This is a genomic window from Devosia sp. MC1541 (assembly GCF_012847305.1).
Classification (GTDB): Bacteria; Pseudomonadota; Alphaproteobacteria; order Rhizobiales; family Devosiaceae; genus Devosia.
Genome location: NZ_JABBDZ010000002.1, coordinates 40,202 through 62,873 on the forward strand (window position 1 = coordinate 40,202; position 22,672 = coordinate 62,873).

Consider the following 22,672-nt stretch of genomic DNA (forward strand, 5'->3'; position numbering starts at 1 on the left):
TCAGACCAGAGCTGGAGGCGCGCGCGATTGCCCGAAGTGCGCTGGCAGGGAGCCCGCCGCAACAAGGATTGAAGGAACGAAATTGCCAAGCGCGTGCGCTTCACGCACCACGATCGTGATTGCCGGCGGCAATACGGCCGTCAGCTGCGATTTGGCTACGCCCGCTGCAGGACAGGTCAGCGCTGCCGGGTCAGTTGGATCAGTGTCCCGATCATTGGCGATGGACGAGCAGACCGACCAACTGGCGAGGTTGGAAAAACCGAGCGCATTGAGATCGCGCTGCAAACCAGCGGCGCTGTGCAGCGGCAGCAGCAGCGTCAGCACATACATCGCCAACACCGCCAGAGCGATGCCAGTTTCACGCGCCAATGTATGTCTGCGGTTTGCCATGGCGTCAGCCATAGCCGGAACTGGCGCTAGGCTCAAGCGCGACACGCGATCACGCTTGCGCTAACTTTAGAAACATTCTAAACAATGATTAGAATCATTCTAAACAGTGAACAACGATGCTGAAGCTCTGGCCTGATGCCCGCCGCGATTTTTCATCCCTTTCCGAACGCGAAATTCTCGCACTAGCGATTGCTGCGGAAGAGGAAGATGGGCGTATCTATCTGGAGTTTGCCAGCCGTCTGGGCGAGACCTATCCAGGCTCTGGCGCGCTGTTTGAAGGCATGGCCGCTGAGGAGAACGAACATAGGCGTCGCCTGCTCGATCTGTACCTGACCAAGTTCGGCGAGCATCTGGTGCCCATTCGCCGCGAACACGTTCGTGGCTTTCTCACCCGCAAGCCGATCTGGCTTTTGAGAACTCTGACCCTTGAGCAGGCGCGTCAGCAGGTTTGGGAGATGGAAGAAGCCGCCTTCCGCTTCTACCTCGCCGCTGCCGCGCAGGTGAGCGATGTGTCGACCCGCAAGCTGCTGGGCGATCTGGCACAGGCAGAAAAGGGCCACGCCAAACGCGCCACTGACCTTGACGAGACCCATCTCGGCGCCGACGGGCACGAGAGCGAGAAGAATGAAACCCATCGTCAGTTCCTGCTCACCTATGTCCAGCCCGGCCTTGCTGGCCTGATGGATGGTTCGGTCTCGACCCTGGCCCCGGTCTTTGCCGCCGCCTTCGCCACGGGCGACACGCATCAGACATTTTTGGTTGGTCTTGCCGCAGCCGTTGGCGCGGGCATTTCCATGGGCTTTACCGAGGCAGCGTCTGACGACGGTAAGCTGACCGGGCGTGGCTCGCCGATCAAGCGCGGCTTTGCTGCAGGGATCATGACTGCTGTCGGCGGCCTGGGCCATGCTCTGCCCTATCTCATCGCTGACTTTTGGGTTGCGACCTGGGTGGCAGCCGCCGTCGTTATTCTCGAGCTCTGGGCCATCGCTTACATTCAAAAGCGCTATATGCAGACCCCGTTCTGGCGCGCGGTATTGCAGGTGGTGCTCGGCGGCGCCTTGGTTTTCGCCGCCGGTATTCTCATCGGCAACGCCTAGCGCTGGACAGAATGTGCGCCGCGCAGCAGTCGCCACCACGACAACGCGGCCACACTCAGCGCCAGAGCGATAATCACGAGAGACGGGGTCCACCCCGCCTCTGCGCCAAACAAGACCGCGTGCATGCGACGACCCGGCAAGAAGGTGAATGCGCCCGCAAGCAACAGCGCGCCAATATAGGTGCCCTGCATGCCAGCACGGTGTGCCACCACGTCGCGCTGCACCTTGATCGCCCATAGGGCTTGGCCAATCCCGATATAGGTAACAAGCGTCAGAATGTGGATCGGGCTGAACGGCCCGAACAACCGGCCCTCATGGATGAACAACGAACTGGTGGCCACCACCAGCATCAGCACAACCCAGACCTTGCCCAAGGCCTTGTGCAGGCGCGCCCCCTTGCGACGCCACAGCACCAAGGCGCCCAGCAGGAATGCGGCAATGGCTGCAATGACATGAATTTGGATCACGAGACCAGCATTGAGCAGAGGAGTGAGCGACATGGGAGACCTTGATCTTGCTTGCCTCTTCGCCATGGCTCTATAAGCTCGCCCCGTACAACCTCCATTTCGCCAATGGCCGCTCCCCTACGTGAACCACACCATCCTGCAGTCTACGCTTCGTGAAATGCGCACCCTTGCGGGTGATGCGCGCAGTTGGATAACGCTCACGATCATCGCCTTACTGGTGGGGATGATTGGGCCTTTCGGCTCCTTCGATTTACCGCTTCATATTCGCCTGCCCTATTGGGCGGCAGTGGTCGTCGTCACCGCAATCATTGGCACCGCGACCGCAAGTTTTTTTGAGCTATTGCTCGGCACCCGCTTGCCGCCCGTGCCGCGAGCCCTTGTCGCTGGAAGCATTGCCGGGCTGCCGGTCGTCGCCTGCGTCATCGGTGTCAATCAACTCGCTTTTGGCTGGTCCTTCCCGACCAGAGAAGCTGCGAGTTTAACGCTCTATTGCATAGCAATTTCGGCCGCTGTCACAGTGCTGAGTGCAGTATTCACACCGCGCGAAGCGCCCACTGCCTTGGCCGATGCGACGCCAGCCCTACTCAGCCGCATGCCGCTGCACCAGAGAGGTCGGTTGCTTCACTTGGCTGTGGCTGACCACTATGTTGAGGTCTCCACCGATCGCGGCACAGCCTTGCTGCTGTTGCGCCTGTCCGATGCCATGCGGGAAACTGCCCCAATCGCCGGGCTACAGGTACACCGCTCCCATTGGGTAGCGTTGGATGCTGTCCGCGGGTGTGTCCGGGAAAATGGTAAGCTGCTGCTCGAACTTGAGACAGGGAAGCGCGTGCCGGTTAGCCGGAGCTATACTGACGCTGTCAAAGCGGCAGGCCTCACGCTCTAAATCGCAAAAGGGGGCCAAGTGGCCCCCTCCTGAATTCAAATTAGTGCGACGGCCTTAGTGACCCGCTTTGGCAGCCGCCTTTGCATTGAGCGCTCGCGATTGCTCAGCCCGTTGTTTTTTCGCCTCACGGGCCTTGCGTGCAGCTTCAACTGCCGCGTCACCCATATGCGCCAAGCCACGCTTTGCAGCGAGATCGATCTGGTGCTGACGCTCAGCCGCGGCCTTGCGCTTACCTTCATCGTTGATGCAATGAGAACAGCTTACGCCTTCAACATAGTGCTCATGAGCGCGGTCCTGTTCGGTCAGCGGATGACGGCATGAACGGCAGAGCGTTGCCGTACCGATTTCAAGTCGATGACCAACCGACACGCGCTCGTCGAACACGAAGCACTCCCCGTTAAAGCGGCTGTTCTCTTCCGGCACTTTCTCAAGATATTTGAGGATCCCGCCCTTGAGGTGGAACACCTCTTCAAAACCCTGGCTGAGCATATAGCTCGACGCCTTTTCACACCGGATACCGCCGGTGCAGAACATGGCGACTTTCTTGTGCTGCTTGGGGTCGAGGTTATTGGCGACATAGTCCTTGAACTCGACAAAGCTCTCGGTCTTGGGATCGATGGCCCTCTGGAAGGTGCCGATATCGACTTCGTAATCGTTGCGCGTATCGATCAGGATGACGTCATTACGCTCGATCAGCGCATTCCAGTCTTCTGGCTCAACATAGGTGCCAACCTCACGGTTGGGATCGACCTGCGGCGCGCGAAGGGTGACGATCTCGGGCTTGAGCCGCACTTTCATGCGCAGGAACGGCTCGCTATCGGCAAAAGAATACTTTGCTTCCGCACCAGCCAAACGTGTGCCGAAAGGCCCGGAAACAAACAAATAATCGGATAGCGCGTCGATCGCGTCCGGCGTACCGGCGACAGTGCCATTGATGCCCTCAGGCGCGAGGATCAGCGTCCCCTTAATACCGCGCGCGCAACAAAATTCCGCAAGTTGCGCCTTGATCTCCGCCGCGTCGGGCAGAGAGGCAAACTTGTAGATGGCCAATACCTTGTATGGATGATCTTGCTGGGACACTGTACTATCTGAGCTGGGTGCGGACGTCTTCGTTGACCCGCTCATAGCACCACAAAAGCCCGGCGTCACGGGCAGGCAAGATTTGTTTGGGAGACTGAGATGACCTACCGCGCCGACCCTGCTCGATATGACACGATGCATTATCGTCGTTCGGGCCATTCGGGTCTGAAACTCCCTGTCGTCAGTCTCGGCCTTTGGCAAAATTTTGGCGGCACACGCGACTATCCGAGCGCCATGGAGATTTTGGGCTACGCTTTTGACCAGGGCATTACCCACTTCGACCTAGCCAATAATTATGGCCCGCCAGCAGGCTCGTCAGAAGAGCTCTTTGGGCAGGTCATGACTCGTGACTTCCGCCCTTATCGCGATGAAATGATCATCTCGACCAAGGCTGGCTACAATATGTGGCCAGGCCCTTACGGCGAATGGGGAAGCCGCAAATATATGCTCGCCAGCCTTGATCAGAGCCTTAAGCGCATGGGGCTCGATTATGTCGACATCTTCTATTCGCACCGCTTCGATCCCGAAACGCCACTTGAAGAAACCATGGGCGCGCTGGCGCATGCTGTGAAATCCGGCAAGGCGCTTTACGTCGGCATCTCCTCCTATCCGGAGAAAGAAACCCGAGAAGCCCATCGCATCCTCAAGGACATGGGCGTCGCCACCACTATTCACCAACCCAGCTATTCGATGATCAATCGCTGGATTGAAAACGACAAAACCATCGACGCTTGCGGCGAGTTGGGCATTGGCGTTATCGCCTTCTCGCCGCTTGCGCAGGGCGTGCTCTCCGGCAAATATAATTCGGGCGGTGTGGCGGGCACGCGCGCAGAAAACCCCAATGGGTCGTTGCGCGCCAATCAGATTGAACCGCGCGTTTTGGATGCCGTCGAGAAACTGGGTGAAATTGCCAAGTCCCGCGGTCAGACCATGGTGCAGCTTGCGCTCAGCTGGGTATTGCGCCGCAAGGAGATGACCTCGGCCCTCATCGGCGTGCGTTCGCTTGAGCAGCTCAAGGACAATCTTGGTGTGCTCAATAATATCGACCTGAGCGCCGAAGAGATCGCGGCCATTGATGATGCCACCAAGGGTGGGCAGTTGCAGCACCATCCGCGTCCATAAGAAAAGCCGGCGATAAGCCACCGGAGGATCGCCTTGCCTGAACCATCAGCAAGGCCATCCTCCGGTGCTATGGCGCAAACCCATGCCTCTCACCCGCAGAGGAAGACGCAGTTCTATCAACAACTGGCTTTACTAGAACAAAGTTCTTCTACCTCAACCCAAGCCTGCGCCGTTGAAATGCAAAATCTACCGCTCGTTCACAGCGCACCGGACGCAGTCAGCGATCACAAAGCCGACAGCGACATGTCACTCAATGATCGCTTTAGACTTCAATCTGGCCAATCGATTATTGCGCCCCAATGCGTTCAAATTGCCAATTACAGGCAATTCTAAACCACTAGCTTAGCGCTATATTCAAAAGTTTGATCGGGATAACGGCAAGTTTAATTGCGCCGAGATTTGCGCCGCCACGAGCACAATCGCAGCTAACCACTTATAACAACTTGGTTATTTACGTTCTCGTGAGCGGTATTAACCCAGCCAACATCACCCTCTATGTGAGCGGTCAACGCAACCCTAGATCCATGTTGTGACCCGCGGAATCGGCTGCTTGGCGAGGCCACGCGTCCGCTCGTTTTCGGTGATGAACCATGCAGATTTTTACTTCGCTTCGCCGCGTCGCTGGCATCGCATTGGCTGCTCTAACCTTCGCTCAGCCACTGTCCGCTTATGCCGTAGATTATTCCTCCGTTCGGCAGGCCGGTTGGGAGGACATGTGCATGCGCGGCGACCAGCCCATGAACTTTTGCAGCTCTTTTGCGGGCCCTTCGTCTATCGCCTATTCGCGCGAGCTCGAAGCGACGCTGCAGAGCATCAGCCAGCAGATCAATTCCCGCTACCGCTTTTCGTCCGATAGCCGCGCCTATGGGGTGAGCGACCACTGGACTGTACCGATGCGAGGCGTCGCCGATTGCGAAGACTATGTGCTCGCCAAGATCATGGCACTGAGCGAAGCGGGATATCCGGTTTCGGCAATGCGCATCAAGACTGGCCAGCTGCGCTCGGGCGAATGGCATGCGGTGCTCGGCGTTAAGACCGACAATGGCATCATCACGCTCGACAGCCTCAATGGCTTCTCCAACGGCTACCGCACCATGTTCTATCTCGACATGAATAACACCAGCAGCTGGCGCGTCGCGGCCTAGCTGACCGCGCTCAACATTGTACCCCGGCAACCCTGCCGGGGTTCTCCGCAGGCTTTTACCGCGCAGAGACTAGTCCTCAGTTGGTCAAAGCACTTATTCCACACACCGCATCACATTTGCTAGTTCCACAGCACTAATCATTTCTCATTCAGGAAGATCGTCTTAGCGCAACGTCATATCGAGGAGGGTATGATGGCGTTTCAAAATATCAAAGCCGCGCTAGTGGCTCCTTTATTTGCATTACTAGCAGTATCGCCCAATAGCGCGGAAGAACTGCCGGTCGTTTTCCAATTTACCGACCATCACGAAAGGCTCAGCCTGGAACCAAACGGTACAAGCGCTGAGTTCGTCACGATCCTTGCTGGTGACGCGGTTTACAACATGGGCTGCGCTGGCAATTTCTGTCGCGTCGTGCATTTGCGCACGCGCCTGACTGGCTATGTCCTCAATGACCTGCGCGTCTGGCCCGTAAGGCACAGTGTGCCCAACCAGCCAACGGCAGGCGTCGCGACCGCACATACGGACCTCAACGTCCGCATGCTGCCAACGAGCCTGGCCCCTAAAGTCTACCTCATGCCGAAAGGAACACGGTTTGAGCTGGGCGATTGCATGGACGACTATTGCTTCTCAACCACGGCCGATGGCTTGCAAGGTTGGGTGGCCATGGTGGGATTTACCCGAGATCGCGTCATCGCTCGGCCGCTCGTCAATCCAGACATCCTCACAGCGCCCCTCGTAAAACGGCCTGGCAGCTAATCCCCGAACAAAAAGACCCCGGCGCGTCCGCACCGGGGTCTTTGTCTTCACGGAGCCAAAGGCCCCAAATAACTATTCGTCGCCCATCTTGAGGGCCTTGATGAAGGCTTCCTGCGGGATGTTGACGTTGCCGTATTGGCGCATCTTGGCCTTACCCTTTTTCTGCTTATCCAGCAGTTTGCGCTTACGAGTCGCGTCACCGCCATAGCACTTCGCCGTCACGTCCTTACGCATGGCGCGAACGGTTTCGCGGGCAATAACCTTGCCGCCGATGGCCGCCTGGATCGGGATAACGAACAGGTGCTGCGGGATCAGTTCCTTGAGCTTTTCGCACATCTGACGACCGCGCGATTCAGCCACCGTGCGGTGAACGAGCATGGACAGTGCATCGACCGGTTCAGAATTGACGAGGATCGAAAGCTTTACCAGATCACCTTCGCGATGGTTGTCGAGGTGGTAATCGAAGCTCGCATAGCCCTTCGAGATCGACTTGAGGCGATCGTAGAAGTCGAACACCACTTCGTTGAGCGGCAGGTCATATTCGACCATGGCGCGCGAACCAACGTAGGACAGATTGGTCTGAATGCCGCGACGATCCTGGCAAAGCTTGAGGATCGAGCCGAGGTATTCGTCAGGCGTGAGAATGGTCGCCTTGATCCATGGCTCGCGGATTTCGGTGATCTTCATCACGTCCGGCATGTCTGCCGGGTTGTGCAGCAGCATGGAGGTGCCGTCGGTCAGCTCCATCTCGTAAACCACGGATGGCGCCGTCGCGATCAGATCGAGATCGAACTCGCGGCTCAGGCGTTCCTGAATGATTTCGAGGTGCAAAAGCCCAAGGAAACCACAGCGGAAGCCGAAACCGAGCGCGGCCGAGGTTTCCATTTCAAACGAGAAGGACGCATCGTTGAGGCGCAGCTTGCCCATGGCAGAGCGCAGCTCGTCAAAGTCCGAGGCATCAACCGGGAAGAGACCGCAGAACACCACGGGCTGCGCCGGACGGAAGTCTGGCAGCGGCTCAGCGGTCGGCTTACGGTCGTCGGTGATGGTATCGCCAACGTTGGTGTCCGCAACTTCCTTGATGGAAGCGGTGAAAACGCCAAGCTCGCCTGGGGTCAGTTCTTTAACTTCAACCAGCTTAGGCGTGTTCACGCCAACGCGGTCGAGCTCATAGACGGCGCCAGAGGCCATCATGCGGATGCGCTGGCCCTTCTTCATCACACCATCAATGATGCGAACCAGAACGACAACGCCGAGATAGGTGTCGTACCAACTATCAACCAACAGTGCCTTCAGCGGCGCGTCGATATCGCCCTTCGGCGCTGGCAGACGGGTAACGATGGCTTCCAGAACGCCCTCAATGTTGAGGCCGGTCTTTGCCGAAATTTCAATCGCGTCCGAAGCATCAATGCCGATAACGTCTTCAATCTGCGTCTTTACGCGCGGAATATCCGCTGCGGGCAGATCGACCTTGTTCAGGACAGGGACGATTTCGTGGTTGGCTTCTAACGCATGATAGACGTTGGCGAGCGTCTGCGCTTCCACACCTTGGGAGGCGTCAACGACGAGCAGCGAACCTTCAACCGCCGACATGGAGCGCGAGACTTCATAAGCAAAGTCAACGTGTCCGGGCGTGTCGATAAGGTTGAGAACATAGTCCTCACCATCCTGCGCCTTATAGTTGAGGCGCACGGTCTGTGCCTTGATGGTGATCCCGCGCTCGCGCTCAATCTCCATATTGTCAAGCACCTGCTCCTTCATCTCGCGGGCTTCTAGGCCCCCGGTGAACTGGATCAGGCGATCAGCAAGAGTCGACTTCCCATGGTCGATGTGCGCGACGATGGAGAAATTGCGGATGTTTTTGAGCGGCGTTGTCATGAGCGCGCTGATAGCAGATGCAAACAAGGGCGAGAAGATGGTTTCAGCGCAGTAAAGGTGGGTTTTGCGGCAACTCTTTCGTTAAGTCGACGTTAGCGAGCGATGCAAAGCCCCAGTCTCGCCCTTGTAACGCTCATTCTTCTCTCCGCCGCCAGTCCGGCTCAAGACAATGCGCAAATTGCGCCGGCCCCCTTCGCGTCCCAAATCACTATTCTCAACAACGGCAAGAGCGAACCGACGGCACTCGCAATGCCGACGCCAAGGCCAGAGGTTCGGCCCGTCGCGCCGACCAGCGACCAGCCCACTGAAAAGCCCGAAGAAACAGAGCCCGCCCCCGTGGCCGAACGGGCCTCCTGCCCCGCTTTGAAAAATGGCACGGTGATCGGCGAGATGATCGCCCCGATCTCCGAAGGCCGCTGCGGCACCGCCTCGCCCATTCTGATGACAGGGGTGAAAGTGGGACGGCGCGATATTCCGCTGGCCATGCCAGCAACCGTGACCTGCGGCGTCGCCACCGCCGTCGCCGATTGGGTCGCAGTGCTGGACGCACAAGCCCAAGAACTCACGGACAGCCCGCTCGCCAGCGTCACCTCAGGCGGGTCCATGGTGTGCCGAGCCCGCATTGGCACACGCTCTGGCGGCGTATCGGAGCACAGCTTTGCCAATGCGCTCGACATCCACGGCTTTATCCTCGGCGATGGCCGGGTGATAGACGTTTTAAAAGATTGGCGCCCGAGCGATGCGCTTGAGGGCCAGTTCCTGACGTTTGCGCAGCAAGCAGCCTGCGAACGCTTCAACACCGTTCTTGGCCCCGATGCCAATGCCGCCCACGCCAATCACTTCCACGTCGACGCGAAATGCCGTGGCGACGATTGCGCGGGGAGATATTGTCAGTAAATCACTCGCACTTGGGGTGGTGCGGCGGCAGATCGGCCCAGTCGCGTGGTTCAGGCTCATCGCAATTAAGCGGCGTCACAAGCTTTTTGAAAAGCAGTTTGAGACGGCGCAGCGCGGGAACAAGAATAGACATTTTGTATCCTTTCACAAAATGAATGACCTTCATTTTGCGCCAACGACTGCACCTATCCAATCGACAAGACCTGCCGCCGAGTATAGAAAAACTATATGATTGCGCAATTTCCTATTCCGCTGAACGCGCTACGGGCCATTGAGATCGTGGCCCGTCTCGGTGCGCTCGCGCCCGCAGCAAATGAGTTGGGCGTCACCGTCGGGGCGGTGAGCCAGCATATTCGCCGCGCAGAAGAGCGATTGGGCGTGACGCTCTTTGCACGCACCAGTGACGGCCTGCGCCCATTGCCAGTCTTGATGGAGATCATGCCGCAACTAAGCTCGGGCTTTGCTGCGCTCGGCGATGCTTTGGCGCAAGTCACGGGCGACGACGATAGCGTGCTCAATCTCACAGTCGGCAGCGTTTTTGCGTCTCGCTGGCTCATCTGGCACATGGGCAATTTTGCGCAAGCGCATTCTGACATCGAGCTGCGCTTGTGCGTCACTGCCGCGATGACCGATCTCAACCGACGCGACATTGATTGCGGGGTGCGGTTTGGATCGGGACAATGGCCTGGTGTCAACGCCACCAAAATCGGCGGCCAGAGTTTCCAGCCGGTCTGTTCCACGGACTTCTGGGCAACACATAAAGATCGGCCCTACGCCGAACTACCGGTCATTATCGATACGACCAGCATGCTCGATTGGCCCAGCTGGTCCAAAGCTGCGGGCAAATCTCCGCTCGCGCATGGGCACGGCCCGGTCATTTCCGACGCCTCGCTAGCCTTCGATGCCGCCCTATCGGGTCAAGGATTATTGCTCGCCGTCGACATGATGACGGATGAGTTGGTGGAAATGGGGCGCTTGGTTCGCCCCTTCCACCGTGCGGCCACCGGCAATAATGCCTATTATCTGGTCACCGCCAAAGGGCGTCGCGAAACACGCAAAATTCGCGCCTTCCGCCAATGGCTCCTGCATGAGATGGGACCGGTGCGCTAGCGCCACGCCTCTGCTCAAACCCACTGAGGGCGAGCGAATTTTCTGAATTCAAGCGGCTCCTGAGCCAAGCGTTTCCTCGCCACATATTTGCAGATTTCGCGCACTCAGCTAGTCTCTCTCCCAGAGACTTGGGAGACACAATTCCATGAAGACGATTTTGACCGGCGCAGCGGTATCTGCACTGGCTTTGGCGCTGAGCGCGCAGAGCTTTGCGGCCGAGCTGCCGAACCTTGATGGCCGCACCATCCATGCGGTGACCGAGAACGCCTATTACCCGCTGAACTTTGCTGATCCGAAGACCGGCGACGGCATTGGCCTTGAATATGATGTCATCAACGAAGTGGCCAAGCGCCTCAATGCCAAGATCGAGTGGGATCTGTCGGCTTGGGACGTGATGATCGAAGCGGTCCGCTCCGGCCAGTTTGACATCGGTGCCGATGGCATCACCATCACCGAAGAGCGTGATGAGGTGATCGACTTCACCGATCCATTCATCACCGTTGAGCAATATCTGCTCGTCCGCGCTGATGAAGAGCGCATCACGGGCGCTGAGAGCTTTGCCGAAAACGCCGATCTCCTCTTTGGCGCGCAGGCAGGCACTTCTTCCTTCTATACCGCGATCTATGACGTGCTTGACGGCGACGAAGCCAATCCGCGCGTCAAAACCTTCGATAGCTTTGGCGCTGCCGTTCAAGCCGTAAAGGCTGGCGACGTCGACGCCATTATCGCCGATCAGGCCGCGGCGACCGGCTATATGGGCGCTGATCCCGGCGCCTTTAAGCAGATTGATGAAACGCTCAAATCCGACCCTCTGGGCTTCATTTTGACCCCAGGCTCCGATCTGGTTGAGCCGTTCAATGCCGCCCTCGACAGCATGCGCGAGGATGGCTGGCTCGATGAGCGCATCAACTATTGGTTCTTCGAATACGCCGCCGAATAGTCTGCACGCTCCCGAGCGAGCTTTGACTGAAAAAGGCCCACTCCGGCTTGCCGAGTGGGCCTTTGCTATGCCCTATAGGGCGAAAGAAAATACTGGCGTCTGATGACTTATGAACCCCGCCGCCCCTCTCTTATGAGCCGCACGCCTTGGTGGCTGGTAACCCTTGCCCTGATCTTCGTTCTTGGCTTCTGGGCGATATCGGCCGATCAAACCTATTCGAAGATCTTCGACACGGTGTCGGGTGGCGTGGTCACGACGCTCTGGGTAACGCTGCTCGCCTTTGCCGCAGCAATCGTGCTCGGCCTTTTGGTGGCCTTAGCGCGCACCTCGGGCATTCGGGTCTTGAGCGAGATCGCAACATTTTACGTCGAGTTGATCCGCGGCATTCCCATCCTCGTCTTCCTCTTTTACATCGCCTTCGTTGCCGCCCCAGCTATGGTGTCCGGCTTTAATTGGCTCTTCTCGCCTGTGATCGAGCAGGGCTGGCTCGCTCCGGCCACTGTGCGCGGCTTTGATTTCGTCTGGCGCGCCATCTTCGCGCTCACGGTCTGCTACTCGGCCTTCATCGCCGAGATTTTCCGCGCCGGTATCGAGTCCGTCGACAAGGGCCAGATCGAAGCCGCGCGCGCGCTTGGTCTGTCGCGTTGGAATTGCTTCCGACACATCATCTTCCCGCAGGCGTTCCGCACAGTCCTGCCACCGCTCGGCAATGACTTTGTCTCTATGGTCAAAGATTCCGCGCTGGTCTCGGCCCTCGGCGTTCAGGACATTACCCAGCTGGGCAAGCTGTCCGCCTCGAACAGCTTCCTATTCTTCGAGACCTATAACGTTGTGGCCTTTCTCTATCTGACCATGACGCTGTCGCTTTCGCTGCTAGTGCGATGGCTCGAAAAAGTCATGGACCGACAAAACTTGCGCTAAGGCTCCGCGAAACCTTGTAGCGCGGCAGATCGTTCCCAATCTCATAGAGACACGAATGGAGAAGTTGATGAACGCTATTGCCCGAGTTGCCGTTCTCGCCACTGCTGCGCTTGCCCTGGTCGCCTGTGGGCGTCAATCCGAAGTGGGCAGTGTTGGCGTCGACTGGACAGGCAATGACATCTCGATTGAGGCTGTCGCCGATCCCAATGTGCAAGGCATTGTCTGCCACCTCTCCTATTTCAACCGCTCGTTCATTGACCGCGTGAGTCAGGGCAATTGGTTTGAAGACCCCTCCCATTCCGCCCTCGACTGCAACGCTGTGGGCCCAATCAACATCGGCAACATCCGCACCAGCTCGGGTGGAGAAGAGATTTTCAAACAGAACCGCTCTCTGATTTGGAAGTCGCTCCGCGTCACCCGCATTTACGACAGCGCCAATAACGCCCTCATTTATCTCGCCCACGCGCGCGAAGTGAACCAGGGCTCTGGCAAAATGAGCCTCTCGGTGGTTCCCCTTAACGGGCTTGATGTCACTTGGGAAAATGGCGCTCCAGCCACCACGCCGATGCAGGGCTCCGTCATGATTTCGGGCGAATAGAACGTTCATTTCCTTTTCACTTTGGTTTGCGCAAGGAACGCATCCAAACCGCCCCGCATTGGCAAAAGCGTTCCCCGCGCCCCCACTTCAATCGGCAATCACGGGCACGATATTCTACAAACAAGCACAGAGCCCATTGCTTGGGCGAAGGAATAGACAATGGCGATCCTGATCGGCGATACCGCACCAGATTTCACCCTCGAAAGCACTGAGGGCACCATCCACTTCCACGACTTCATCGAAGGATCGTGGGCCGTTCTCTTCAGCCACCCGAAGAATTTCACACCGGTCTGCACCACCGAACTGGGCTACACCGCCAAGCTCAAGCCTGAGTTTGAAAAGCGCGGCGTCAAAGTTTTGGGCCTCTCGGTCGATAAGCTCGAAGATCACGCAGGCTGGGCCAGCGACATTGAGGAAACTCAGGGCGCGGCTCTTAACTTCCCGCTTCTGGCTGACACCAAGGGTGAAGTCGCACGCAAGTACGATATGATCCACCCCAATGCGGACAACACCCTCACCGTGCGTTCGGTCTTCGTCATCGGCCCGGACAAGAAGGTGAAGCTGAAAATTGAATACCCAGCGTCAACCGGCCGGAACTTTGATGAAGTCATCCGCGTCATCGACAGTCTCCAGCTCACCGCCAAGCATCAGGTGGCGACGCCGGTCAATTGGAAGAGCGGCGATGACGTGATCATCGTACCTGCTGTCTCCAACGAACAAGCCAAAACCAAATATCCTGAGGGCTGGACGGAACTAAAGCCATATCTGCGCATTGTTCCTCAGCCGAAGAACTAACGGCACCCTGTTTTCTCCCTGACTGACCTTCGGGCGGTGACCTTGTCATCGCCCTTTTTCTTGCGCGTAAGGCCGCGAAATTCGGCCTCTCCCGCCCAAATCACGCCACAAATGCAGGGGCTTTGGCGCCTGTAAGGGCTTTTTCCACATTCTCCACGGGCTATATCCGGAGAAAAATGCCACCTTATCGGGAACCGTTGCACATTTCCCACAGGGAGAAAATGAATCCGGATTCAGTTCTTCAACTTGCTCCAGATCAGCAATCGAGAAAAAAGCTGAGATTCTGAATCTCTAAATCAGCCGATCGCTAGACTCGCAACTTTGCGTGAAACCCGCGTGAATGCGCCAAATTCGCCCATTCAGGACCCCCAATTACCCAAGTGTGGCAACTTGCCCACAATCTTGTCCGCGCCACGGGGTAGTTAGTCGGCAACGACAACTACTGCGAGCTCTAGATCATTGACTAAGAAAGTCCTCATTGTTGCTGCCTCGGCTGCGGCACTCTTCGCCTTCGTCCCAGCAGCCTACGCCCAATGCGGCGGCGCCTCTTGGTACGGACCTGGCTTCCACGGCAAAACTGCTGCTTCTGGCCAAGTGTTCAACGAAAATGCAATGACCGCTGCGCACCGCACGCTTCCATTTGGAACCGTCGTGGAAGTTGAAGATCAACGCACCGGCAAATCAATCGAAGTCACCATCAACGACCGTGGTCCGTTCCATGGCAAGCGCATCATCGATCTGTCCAAGGCTGCAGCAAGCGCTCTTGGCTTTAAGAACGCTGGTGTTACTTCGGTTTGCATCGCGCAAAAATGACCGTCTCTGAGGGCTGAGACGTTCAGGCCGCCTCCGGGCGGCCTTTTTCTTGCGCGCCTCGAAATCGATATAATTTCGGCCGCCAACTATTCTCTCAGTGATCTGCTTGGCCTAGCTTAGCTCAACTTCGAGTTCGAGCACTTTGACCATGCGATTCGGCCTAAGCCTGCCGCCCCAGATTTCCGTCTTCGGGGCATTTTTTGTATATTCCTTTTGCATGGGCAGCATGTTTCCCCGACTGCCCGATATTCGCTCTGCCATGAATGTCGCTGAGGGCATGCTCGGCTTGGCCCTTATCGGCTCCGCTGTTGGCACGCTGATCTCACTGACCTTCGCAGGCCCGGTCATCGAAAAATATGGCCATAAGCGCGTGCTCTTGATCGCCATTCCCCTACTTTCGGTGCTCTACGCCGCCTCCATGTGGGCCCAGACACCACTGGCGTTCTTCTTGTTGCTCGTGCCGGTGGGCCTCACCATTGGCGCCATTGAGATTATCATCAATATCGAGGCCGATCGCGTCGAGCATCTGATCGGCCGTCGGATTATGAACCGCGCCCACGGCTTCTGGAGCCTTGGGTTCTTTGCCGCTGGCATTGTCGGAGCCACCGTTGCGCAAACCGGCCTATCGCCTCAGCTACATCTGATGCTGATGGTTCCCGTGGTGCTGGTCGCGACCTTGCTGCTCTTGGGTCAATTCAAGGCTGCTCCCCATCGCCAGACCAGCGCGGAGAGCGGACCAAAGTTTGCACGCCCGACGATGACCATTATGGCTCTGGTCGGCGTCTGCCTTTCGGCCATGCTGATGGAAGGCGCGGGCATTGATTGGTCTGCGATCTATATGAAGGACCTGTTTGGTGTTGAGCCGTTCTGGGCCGGCATAGCCGTTGCCTTTGTGGCGGGCAGCCAGGCTGCGACCCGTTTCGTCGCCGATAGCTTTGTTGAACGCTATAGCCCGGTTCGGGTCGCCCGCGTTCTGCTGACCATATTGCTCATCGGCACCCTCATCGTCTTCTGGGCTCCATCGGCAATCGCCTCCTATCTCGGCTTTGCTCTGATTGGTGTCGGCTCCTCAGCACTGTTCCCACTGGCCATGTCGGCCGCCGCGCAGCAAACCGACCGCCCCGCGGCGATCAATGTTGCAGCTCTCGCCCAGTTCTCCTTTACAGCCTTCTTGCTTGGCCCACCGCTTCTTGGCTTCATCGCCGAGCATTGGGGCATTCAGTGGACGTTCGGTGTGGGCCTGCCCCTAATCCTGATCAGCCTCCTCACCTCTCACGTTCTGGCGCCTAAGCCCGTTTCTACGACTGTTCCCCGATGATCGCTCCACAACACCGCATCTACGCCAGCTTCTTCTTCTTTGCGCTGACAACGGGCGCGCTGATGGCGCGCCTGCCAGACCTTCAAACCCAGTTTGGCCTTTCCGAGGGCCAGCTCGGCTTGACCATGATCGGCATGGCAATCGGCTCGCTCCTGTCCTTGACCTTTGGCGCGCCGATCATCGAGAAAATGGGCTTCCGCACCACGGCCTTCATCACGGTTTTGGGACCATCATTGCTGTTCGCAACCATTCCTTGGTTGCCCTCCGCACCCTTCATGTTTGCGGTTCTGTTCTTGGCCGGCATTTGTTCAGGCGCGTTGGAGATAAACCTCAACGTCGAAATCGACCGCCTCGAAACGCAAACCGGCGGGCGATTTATGAACCGGGCCCACGGCTTTTGGAGCGTCGGGTTTTTCGTCACCGCACTGTTTGGTGCGATGATCCGTCAATCGGGTCTCACCACCAATTGGCACCTGCTGGCGATTGCCATCATCGTTGTCGCCATTGCTGGCTGGTTGATCTACGGCGCAACAAACGCCCCAAAGCCGGTCCGCGCTACCGATGGCGACACCCACAAGTTCGCCTTCCCAACCCTTGGCCTGCTGCCCCTTTGCCTCATCGGCTTTGCCGCCTTCTTGGTTGAAGGCGCGGGCATCGATTGGTCGGCGATCTATATGCGCGACGTCTTTGCTGTTGAGCCATTCGTCGGCGGCATGAGCCTCACCATCTTCGCATTCTTTATGGCCCTCGTCCGCCTTACCGCTGACCCCGTCGTCGCGCGTTATGGTCCACGCAATGTCGCCATGGTCATGCTGGCAGTCGCAAGCCTTGGCGCAACTTTGGTTTGGCTCGCACCAAACTCCGAGCTCGCCCTCCTTGGCTTTGCGCTCATGGGTGCAGGCTGCTCGTCTGTTTATCCACTCGCTGTGTCCGCTGCCGCGCAGCGCACCGATCGTCCGGCGGCCGTCAACGTGGCGGCGCTTGGTCAGGTGAGCTTTGTGGTGTTCTTCCTCGCGCCGCCGCTGCTCGGCTTTGTTGCGGAATTCTTCGGCATTCGCGCCTCCTACATGGTCTGCCTACCGCTCCTCATTGCAGGTCTTTGGGCGTCGAGCTTTGCGCTCGGCGGCAAACACAGTTGTGCCAAACCGGCAGGGTAAGCGCAGGGCATGAGTGACGAGCTGCCCGCCATTGTTGACCTCCGGCAATCCGCAACAGCCCTGCGCGTTCAGCGCGGGGTTATGCGGATGCTGCGGGAGCGACATGATATGGCGTGTTATGCTGAGGTCGCTCTCAACAATGGGCGGCGTGCCGATGTGCTCGCCGTCGGTCCCAAAGGCGAGATTTGGATCATCGAGATCAAATCGAGCCTGATCGATTTTCAGGTCGACCGGAAATGGCCCGAGTACCGCGAATTTTCTGATAAATTCTTCTTCGCCAAGCCACCGGAACTCGACAGCGAGATTTTTCCGGAGAGCGAAGGTCTCATCGTGGCCGATGGCCATGATGGCGCAATTCTGCGGGACAGCCCGGATACCCCGCTTCCGCCCGCACGCCGTAAGGCAATGATGCTCAAACTGGCGCGCTTGGGCGCGAACCGGATCCATGCCTTGATGGACCCGGGTCCGCGATTGGATGGGGTCTAGAGGTTAAAGACGCGCCGGGGCTGGAACTGACCAAAGGCCACTCCGCCCGTAGCGATAACCTTGCCCTTAAAGCTGACCCAGCATTCGTCCATGTTTACCGGCGCATTAGCGCCCGTCAGCAGAACCGCATTGCCATGCTGCACAGCTGTTGCTTGCAAAGCGTCGAGACGGATCTCGGGAACATCAACCAGCGCCGCATGTACGGGCTTGAGCAGCGCATCGCGCACCTCGCCCGCTTCCGCTGCTTCCAGCTCTTCGAGCGTCACTGCGTCAGCGTCGGTGAAAGGACCAACCTGCGCACGATGAAGCGTTGTCACATGGCCGACGGTGCCGAGTGCTTCGGCAATGTCACGCGCCAAAGAGCGCACATAAGTACCCTTGCCGCAGGTGACTTCCAGAACCGTTTCGCTATCGCCATGCGACACGATGTTGATCGCGTCCACTTCAATTGGGCGAGCCGCCAGTTCGACCTCTTCACCTGCGCGCGCAAGATCATAGGCACGCTCGCCATCGACCTTAATCGCCGAAAATATCGGCGGGCGCTGCATGATGAGGCCGGTGAACTGTGGCAGCACCGCTTCAAGCGCAGCCTGATCAGCGCGCACGTCCGAGGTGGCGATCACTTCGCCTTCAGTGTCATCCGTGGTTGTGGCTTTGCCCCAACCGATGGTGAACCGATAGACCTTGGTCCCGTCCTGCACCTGCGGCACAGCCTTGGTGGCTTCACCCAAGGCAATCGGCAGAATGCCGGTCGCGAGCGGATCAAGGGTACCGGCGTGGCCGCCCTTGGCTGCAGACAATAACCAACGCACCTTGCCAACGGCCTGGGTGGAGGTGAAGTCATATGGCTTGTTGAGCACGATCCACCCGGAGATGGCACGCTTCTTCGACTTGGCTTGCGTCAAGGCTTAGTCTTCGCTGTCGTCAGAATTGTCTTCGAGATCGCGCTTTACGCGGTCAGAGCGCAGCAGCGCATCGATGCGCCCGGCTTCTTCGAAGGTCTCGTCCACGTGGAAACGAATGTCCGGAGCGAACTTGAGGTTCAGCTGCGGCGCGATGCGTCCGCGGACAAATTTCTTGTGGCGGTTCAGTGCGTCAACGATTTCTTGCGCGTGCAAGCCACCGAGCGGCATGACATAGGCGTTCGCGAGCTTGAGATCGTTCGACATACGCACTTCTGGCACGGTCACGACTGTGCCAACCAGAGCTTCGTCTTCAATCTCGCCGCGCGCGAGCACGTCCGCCATTGCGTGGCGCACCAGTTCCCCAACGCGCAGCTGGCGCTGGCTCGGGCCTGAGGGCTTGTTGTCTTTCTTCATAAGCGTTGCGATAGGCCCTTGCGGGCTTCTCGTCAATCCGCTCGCAGCAGCGATACCTGTTCCTTGAGCTGGGCAATTCGCGCTTCGATCTCGTCGGGCGAGATCGGCCAAGTGTCGCTCTTGCTCGCATCAAAGCGCGGCGTGCGCCACTCTTGATAGACCATGCCGATGCCCACTTCAGAGCGATAAAAGCCCATGATCATCACTTCGCCTTCGCCGACAAAGTCGATGATGTGATCGGCATAGGCGCCGCAGACATAGCCCAGGGGCGGCAGAACATCGCCTTCGTCCGGCTCCAGCTGGAACAGCGCGATCGTGTCCGGATCGCACCCCTGCGCATACACATTGATCACCGAGGTGCGAAAATCTTGCAGGCTCATGCTGGCGCGCGTGCTCAGACGCGCCCCATACATGGTGGTCCAGAATTTTTCATTCTCGCCCGCGCGATAGAGTTCCAACTGCGCTTGGCTGTCGTCCTCGGAATAGCGTGCGAGGGCCTTATCGCTCAATTCGACGAGGCTTTTGGTATCCGCCGCCCAATCCGGCATAGGCATGACCAAGCGTTGCCCCAAGGCATCCAGCGCCAGCTGGCCGTCGACTTCGCTGAGAGGGGCATCACCCAGACCCTGCGCATAAACGGGCGCAACAAACAGCAAACACACGGCAATTAAGGGGCGTCTCAACGGCATACTCCTCGCCTACGCAGCAGTTCCAAGCGCGGCTCTTGAGTAGTCAACGAGCCACTAGCGTAGTCGTTGCAGAGTTATGGCCCCGCGAACTTGCATGCAAGCAGCAGAACAAATTCTGATTGACGCAACGTTAGTGCTGCGTCCGATGCGCAACAGTTTTCAAGCGCCGCGCGACAATCGCGGGCCTAAGCTTTCGGGCAAAAGGCGATGGGGAGGCTGATGACCATCCATAAAGGTGCGGATATTGACGATCACGGCCTCGCCCATTTCGACACGGGCTTCGAGCGTTGCTGACGCCATGTGCCCGGTGAGCACAACGCGATTGTCCTGCGCCAACTCCAGCAGTCGCGGGTTGATGCCAAAACGGTTGTCGAAAACATCGAGCGCCGCGCCTGCCAAATGCCCGGCCTCCAGCCGCTCGATCAGCGCGGTTTCTTCAATCAATTCGGGGCGGCTGACATTGACCACATAGGCCCCCGGCTTCATCGCCGCGAGACGTTGCTCGGACAAAATCCCATTGGTGTCCCGGGTTAATGGCGTGTGCAGGGAGACAATGTCCACCTCGGCCAACATGGCATCGAGATCATCCCAATAGGTCGCATCGAGCGGCGCTTCCACCGCTGGAGGACGCCGATTGCGGGAATAGTAATGGATCGAAAGCCCAAAGGCCTTGGCCCGCTGCGCCACCGCCGTGCCAATGCGCCCCATGCCGACAATACCCAAGGCTTTGCCGCGCAAGCGATGGCCAAGCATGGATGTTGGGGACCAGCCCGCCCAGGCGCGGTCGCGCAGAAGGATTTGAGTGCCCTCGACCAAGCGCCGCGGCAGGGCCAGCATCAACGCCATCGCCATATCAGCCGTATCTTCAGTGAGCACGCTGGGCGTATTGGTCACCGTAATACCAGCGGCCCAAGCGGCCTCAAGGTCAATATTGTCAACTCCATTGCCAAACTGGGCGATCAACCGAACGCTGGTTGGGAGTTGGGCAATGAGCGACGCGTCAATCCGGTCGGTGATGGTGGACACCAACACATCCTTACCCGCGAGGCCGAACACGATGTCCGCCCCGCTCAAGGCGTCATCCGCTTCGTTGACATCGGTCTCAAACAAGGTGGCCATGCGCGCTTCAATCGTCGCAGGCAGCCGCCGAGTGACCAAAATCTTGGGTTTTGTTGATGTCATTCGTACCAGTCGGGCCCGATCACGTCTGCTTGGATTGAGCCAAGGTTCAGTGACCATTAAGGATCATGGGCTAGTGATAGGGCAATTCCGAACTGTCTGCAAAGTGATGTTGTTAGTGTCAGCCCTCGCGGGTCGCCTGCGCCCTATTCTTTTTACCGTCCTATCGCTGTGTGCAGTCCCCGTATTGTCCCCTGTCCCAAGCTTGGCGCAGGACAATCCGAGCGGTCTACCACTGCCCCGTTTCGTCACCACGCGCTCCAACCCGATCAACGTGCGCGTTGGCCCCGGCACCAAATACGAAGTCGCGTGGAACTATCTGGTATCGGGCGTTCCGGTCGAGATCATCCAAGAGTTCGACACTTGGCGTAAAATCCGCGATGCCGATGGCGAAGAGGGCTGGATTCACCAGAACCTTTTGTCCGGCAATCGTGCGGGCTACGCGCAGCCTCTGCTTGCCAATGGCGACGTGCTGATGCGCGCCAATCGCTCAGCCGAATCGGCTCCGCGCGCTCACCTCAAGGCGGGCGTGCGCGTCTCGGTCAGTGAGTGTGATGGGCAATGGTGTCAGGTGTCGGCCGGCCATCCCGGCGAACGCGCCAGCTATAATGGTTGGGTCAAGCAGGAAGAACTTTGGGGCGTTTATCCCAACGAAGTCTTCGACTAATCCCGCGCATCAAGCTCTGCCACCGCATCGTCGCGCTGCCGCTTTAGGCGCAAGGCGTCGTCCTGTTTGGGGCAAGAGGCACAATAGGCGTCTGGGAAGGCGAGATAATCAAGGCAGCAGCCCTTGCGGGCGGTAATCACCACCTGCCGCCCGTCAGCCAGATCGAGCGTTTCCAGCCCGCCCTGGCCCTTGAGCCCCATGGCCTCAAACCATAACGCGCAATAGCGATACTGCTCGGCAATGTTGGTTTCGGGCCGATAGTCGCCGAGCCGGATCATCAGGGAGAGCATGCGATCGGCCAAGAGGCGCAGCGCGGGCACGCGCTTAAGCTTGGTGACCGTATTGATCTCAGCCAAGGCGACATCGGCTAAGCCGCGCAGCTGTCGCCCGGCGTGCTCGATCATTTCTTCAAGACCACCCGAGAATTGTGGCGCTGGCACCAAGCGATAGCCATTGATGTCGTTGTTTTGGCGCGCCTGCGACAGCAGAGCCATATTGGGCACCGAGCCCACCACATGAGCGCCCAGCACAGCGAGATAGGCGGGTTGCCACATGACATTGGTCCAAAGCCGCACCGCGTAGAAGGGCTGTCCGGCGTTCGGGAACGAAAGCGCCAATTGCGCGTTCATATGCTGGAGGAAATCTACGTTATTGCCGCCCATCTGATACCAATTCGGTAAAGGGCCACCCGGTGCGCCTTTTAAAAATCCCGAGACGGTATCAGCGGTCGAGATAAAGCGCGTCAGCGCAATATCATCGGCGGAGGGGGCAAAAAGAAAGTTGCGCGTCAAGTCAGACTCTCCTGTTGGCTCTACCTAGCCTTTGATGGTGGCCTTGGAAAGGCACGTTGTGCGCGAATTTTAATACGTAGAAATCCCAATAGTATTTGGACGTTTGCTTTAACGGTTCAGTAGCGTGAGCGGATCAACCTAATGTTTTTAGGGTGTTAGCTGCGGAGGCAT

At 58.1% G+C, this 22,672-nt stretch carries 27 protein-coding genes; 17 read left to right on the top strand and 10 right to left on the bottom strand.

Features of this window, described 5'->3' with window-relative positions:
- Positions 1-435: a hypothetical protein gene (locus HKD40_RS02915; protein ID WP_169194231.1), complete on the bottom strand. Its 435-nt coding sequence runs from the start codon at positions 433-435 to the stop codon at positions 1-3.
- Positions 436-506: 71 nt separating this feature from the next.
- On the opposite strand from HKD40_RS02915, the gene mbfA reads away from it, so the two are divergent.
- Positions 507-1,487: an iron exporter MbfA gene (gene mbfA, locus HKD40_RS02920; RefSeq protein ID WP_169194232.1), complete on the top strand. Its 981-nt coding sequence runs from the start codon at positions 507-509 to the stop codon at positions 1,485-1,487.
- On the opposite strand, the gene HKD40_RS02925 is transcribed toward mbfA, so the two are convergent.
- Positions 1,484-1,987 (bottom strand): DUF2306 domain-containing protein, encoded by a 504-nt coding sequence (locus tag HKD40_RS02925; protein ID WP_210257010.1) that lies wholly within the window; start codon positions 1,985-1,987, stop codon positions 1,484-1,486. The genes mbfA and HKD40_RS02925 overlap by 4 nt on opposite strands.
- An 88-nt stretch (positions 1,988-2,075) precedes the next feature.
- On the opposite strand from HKD40_RS02925, the gene HKD40_RS18155 reads away from it, so the two are divergent.
- Entirely contained in the window at positions 2,076-2,840 is a 765-nt protein-coding gene (locus HKD40_RS18155; RefSeq protein WP_169194234.1) for a LytTR family DNA-binding domain-containing protein, read from the top strand.
- A gap of 54 nt (positions 2,841-2,894) precedes the next feature.
- On the opposite strand, the gene HKD40_RS02935 is transcribed toward HKD40_RS18155, so the two are convergent.
- Positions 2,895-3,920 carry a rhodanese-related sulfurtransferase gene (locus HKD40_RS02935; protein WP_248306542.1) on the bottom strand — a complete coding sequence of 342 codons (1,026 nt, stop codon included), beginning with the start codon at positions 3,918-3,920 and terminating at the stop codon, positions 2,895-2,897.
- 99 nt (positions 3,921-4,019) lie between these two features.
- On the opposite strand from HKD40_RS02935, the gene HKD40_RS02940 reads away from it, so the two are divergent.
- From HKD40_RS02940 to HKD40_RS02955, 4 genes are all read left to right on the top strand, one after another.
- Positions 4,020-5,042 (top strand): aldo/keto reductase, encoded by a 1,023-nt coding sequence (locus tag HKD40_RS02940; RefSeq protein ID WP_169194236.1) that lies wholly within the window; start codon positions 4,020-4,022, stop codon positions 5,040-5,042.
- Positions 5,043-5,075: 33 nt separating this feature from the next.
- Positions 5,076-5,375 (top strand): hypothetical protein, encoded by a 300-nt coding sequence (locus HKD40_RS02945; RefSeq protein WP_169194237.1) that lies wholly within the window; start codon positions 5,076-5,078, stop codon positions 5,373-5,375.
- 257 nt (positions 5,376-5,632) lie between these two features.
- On the top strand, positions 5,633-6,187 hold the full coding sequence (locus tag HKD40_RS02950) for a transglutaminase-like cysteine peptidase (protein ID WP_169194238.1): 555 nt from the start codon (positions 5,633-5,635) through the stop codon (positions 6,185-6,187).
- 192 nt (positions 6,188-6,379) lie between these two features.
- Entirely contained in the window at positions 6,380-6,943 is a 564-nt protein-coding gene (locus HKD40_RS02955; RefSeq protein WP_169194239.1) for a hypothetical protein, read from the top strand.
- A 72-nt stretch (positions 6,944-7,015) separates the two neighbouring features.
- On the opposite strand, the gene lepA is transcribed toward HKD40_RS02955, so the two are convergent.
- Positions 7,016-8,821 (bottom strand): translation elongation factor 4, encoded by a 1,806-nt coding sequence (gene lepA / locus HKD40_RS02960; protein ID WP_169194240.1) that lies wholly within the window; start codon positions 8,819-8,821, stop codon positions 7,016-7,018.
- 102 nt (positions 8,822-8,923) lie between these two features.
- Between lepA and HKD40_RS02965 the strand changes: the two genes are divergently transcribed.
- On the top strand, positions 8,924-9,718 hold the full coding sequence (locus HKD40_RS02965; protein WP_169194241.1) for an extensin family protein: 795 nt from the start codon (positions 8,924-8,926) through the stop codon (positions 9,716-9,718).
- A gap of 1 nt (position 9,719) precedes the next feature.
- On the opposite strand, the gene HKD40_RS18020 is transcribed toward HKD40_RS02965, so the two are convergent.
- Positions 9,720-9,851 carry a hypothetical protein gene (locus HKD40_RS18020; protein ID WP_282567607.1) on the bottom strand — a complete coding sequence of 44 codons (132 nt, stop codon included), beginning with the start codon at positions 9,849-9,851 and terminating at the stop codon, positions 9,720-9,722.
- A gap of 95 nt (positions 9,852-9,946) precedes the next feature.
- On the opposite strand from HKD40_RS18020, the gene HKD40_RS02970 reads away from it, so the two are divergent.
- The 9 genes from HKD40_RS02970 to HKD40_RS03010 all read left to right on the top strand — a co-directional run bounded on the left by HKD40_RS02970 (position 9,947) and on the right by HKD40_RS03010 (position 17,856).
- Positions 9,947-10,828 (top strand): LysR substrate-binding domain-containing protein, encoded by an 882-nt coding sequence (locus HKD40_RS02970; protein ID WP_169194242.1) that lies wholly within the window; start codon positions 9,947-9,949, stop codon positions 10,826-10,828.
- 145 nt (positions 10,829-10,973) lie between these two features.
- Positions 10,974-11,768 carry a transporter substrate-binding domain-containing protein gene (locus HKD40_RS02975; RefSeq protein WP_169194243.1) on the top strand — a complete coding sequence of 265 codons (795 nt, stop codon included), beginning with the start codon at positions 10,974-10,976 and terminating at the stop codon, positions 11,766-11,768.
- A 102-nt stretch (positions 11,769-11,870) separates the two neighbouring features.
- Positions 11,871-12,689 (top strand): amino acid ABC transporter permease, encoded by an 819-nt coding sequence (locus HKD40_RS02980; protein ID WP_169194244.1) that lies wholly within the window; start codon positions 11,871-11,873, stop codon positions 12,687-12,689.
- Positions 12,690-12,765: 76 nt separating this feature from the next.
- On the top strand, positions 12,766-13,287 hold the full coding sequence (locus HKD40_RS02985; protein ID WP_169194509.1) for a CreA family protein: 522 nt from the start codon (positions 12,766-12,768) through the stop codon (positions 13,285-13,287).
- 159 nt (positions 13,288-13,446) lie between these two features.
- Positions 13,447-14,082 (top strand): peroxiredoxin, encoded by a 636-nt coding sequence (locus HKD40_RS02990; protein ID WP_169194245.1) that lies wholly within the window; start codon positions 13,447-13,449, stop codon positions 14,080-14,082.
- A 459-nt stretch (positions 14,083-14,541) separates the two neighbouring features.
- Positions 14,542-14,895 (top strand): septal ring lytic transglycosylase RlpA family protein, encoded by a 354-nt coding sequence (locus HKD40_RS02995; RefSeq protein ID WP_169194246.1) that lies wholly within the window; start codon positions 14,542-14,544, stop codon positions 14,893-14,895.
- A gap of 148 nt (positions 14,896-15,043) precedes the next feature.
- Positions 15,044-16,213 (top strand): MFS transporter, encoded by a 1,170-nt coding sequence (locus HKD40_RS03000; RefSeq protein WP_169194510.1) that lies wholly within the window; start codon positions 15,044-15,046, stop codon positions 16,211-16,213.
- Positions 16,210-17,370 (top strand): MFS transporter, encoded by a 1,161-nt coding sequence (locus tag HKD40_RS03005; protein WP_169194247.1) that lies wholly within the window; start codon positions 16,210-16,212, stop codon positions 17,368-17,370. Before HKD40_RS03000 ends, HKD40_RS03005 begins: the two co-directional genes overlap by 4 nt.
- Positions 17,371-17,379: 9 nt before the next feature.
- Positions 17,380-17,856, top strand: coding sequence for an MmcB family DNA repair protein (locus HKD40_RS03010; protein WP_169194248.1), 477 nt, complete (start codon positions 17,380-17,382; stop codon positions 17,854-17,856).
- On the opposite strand, the gene truB is transcribed toward HKD40_RS03010, so the two are convergent.
- The 4 genes from truB to HKD40_RS03030 form a co-directional block, all read right to left on the bottom strand.
- A complete protein-coding gene (gene truB, locus HKD40_RS03015; RefSeq protein WP_169194249.1) occupies positions 17,853-18,761 on the bottom strand; it encodes a tRNA pseudouridine(55) synthase TruB in 909 nt (302 codons plus the stop codon). The genes HKD40_RS03010 and truB overlap by 4 nt on opposite strands.
- A gap of 3 nt (positions 18,762-18,764) precedes the next feature.
- Entirely contained in the window at positions 18,765-19,175 is a 411-nt protein-coding gene (rbfA, locus tag HKD40_RS03020; RefSeq protein ID WP_169194250.1) for a 30S ribosome-binding factor RbfA, read from the bottom strand.
- Positions 19,176-19,207: 32 nt separating this feature from the next.
- Complete coding sequence (locus HKD40_RS03025) at positions 19,208-19,858, bottom strand: hypothetical protein (protein WP_169194251.1); 651 nt, start codon at positions 19,856-19,858, stop codon at positions 19,208-19,210.
- Between the two features lie 165 nt (positions 19,859-20,023).
- On the bottom strand, positions 20,024-21,046 hold the full coding sequence (locus HKD40_RS03030; RefSeq protein WP_169194252.1) for a D-glycerate dehydrogenase: 1,023 nt from the start codon (positions 21,044-21,046) through the stop codon (positions 20,024-20,026).
- 184 nt (positions 21,047-21,230) lie between these two features.
- Here HKD40_RS03030 and HKD40_RS03035 point away from each other — a divergent pair, with 184 nt between their 5' ends.
- Positions 21,231-21,710 (top strand): SH3 domain-containing protein, encoded by a 480-nt coding sequence (locus tag HKD40_RS03035; protein ID WP_248305889.1) that lies wholly within the window; start codon positions 21,231-21,233, stop codon positions 21,708-21,710.
- On the opposite strand, the gene HKD40_RS03040 is transcribed toward HKD40_RS03035, so the two are convergent.
- Entirely contained in the window at positions 21,707-22,501 is a 795-nt protein-coding gene (locus tag HKD40_RS03040; RefSeq protein WP_169194253.1) for a siderophore ferric iron reductase, read from the bottom strand. The two genes, HKD40_RS03035 and HKD40_RS03040, sit on opposite strands and share 4 nt — an antisense overlap.
- Positions 22,502-22,672: the final 171 nt, after the last annotated feature.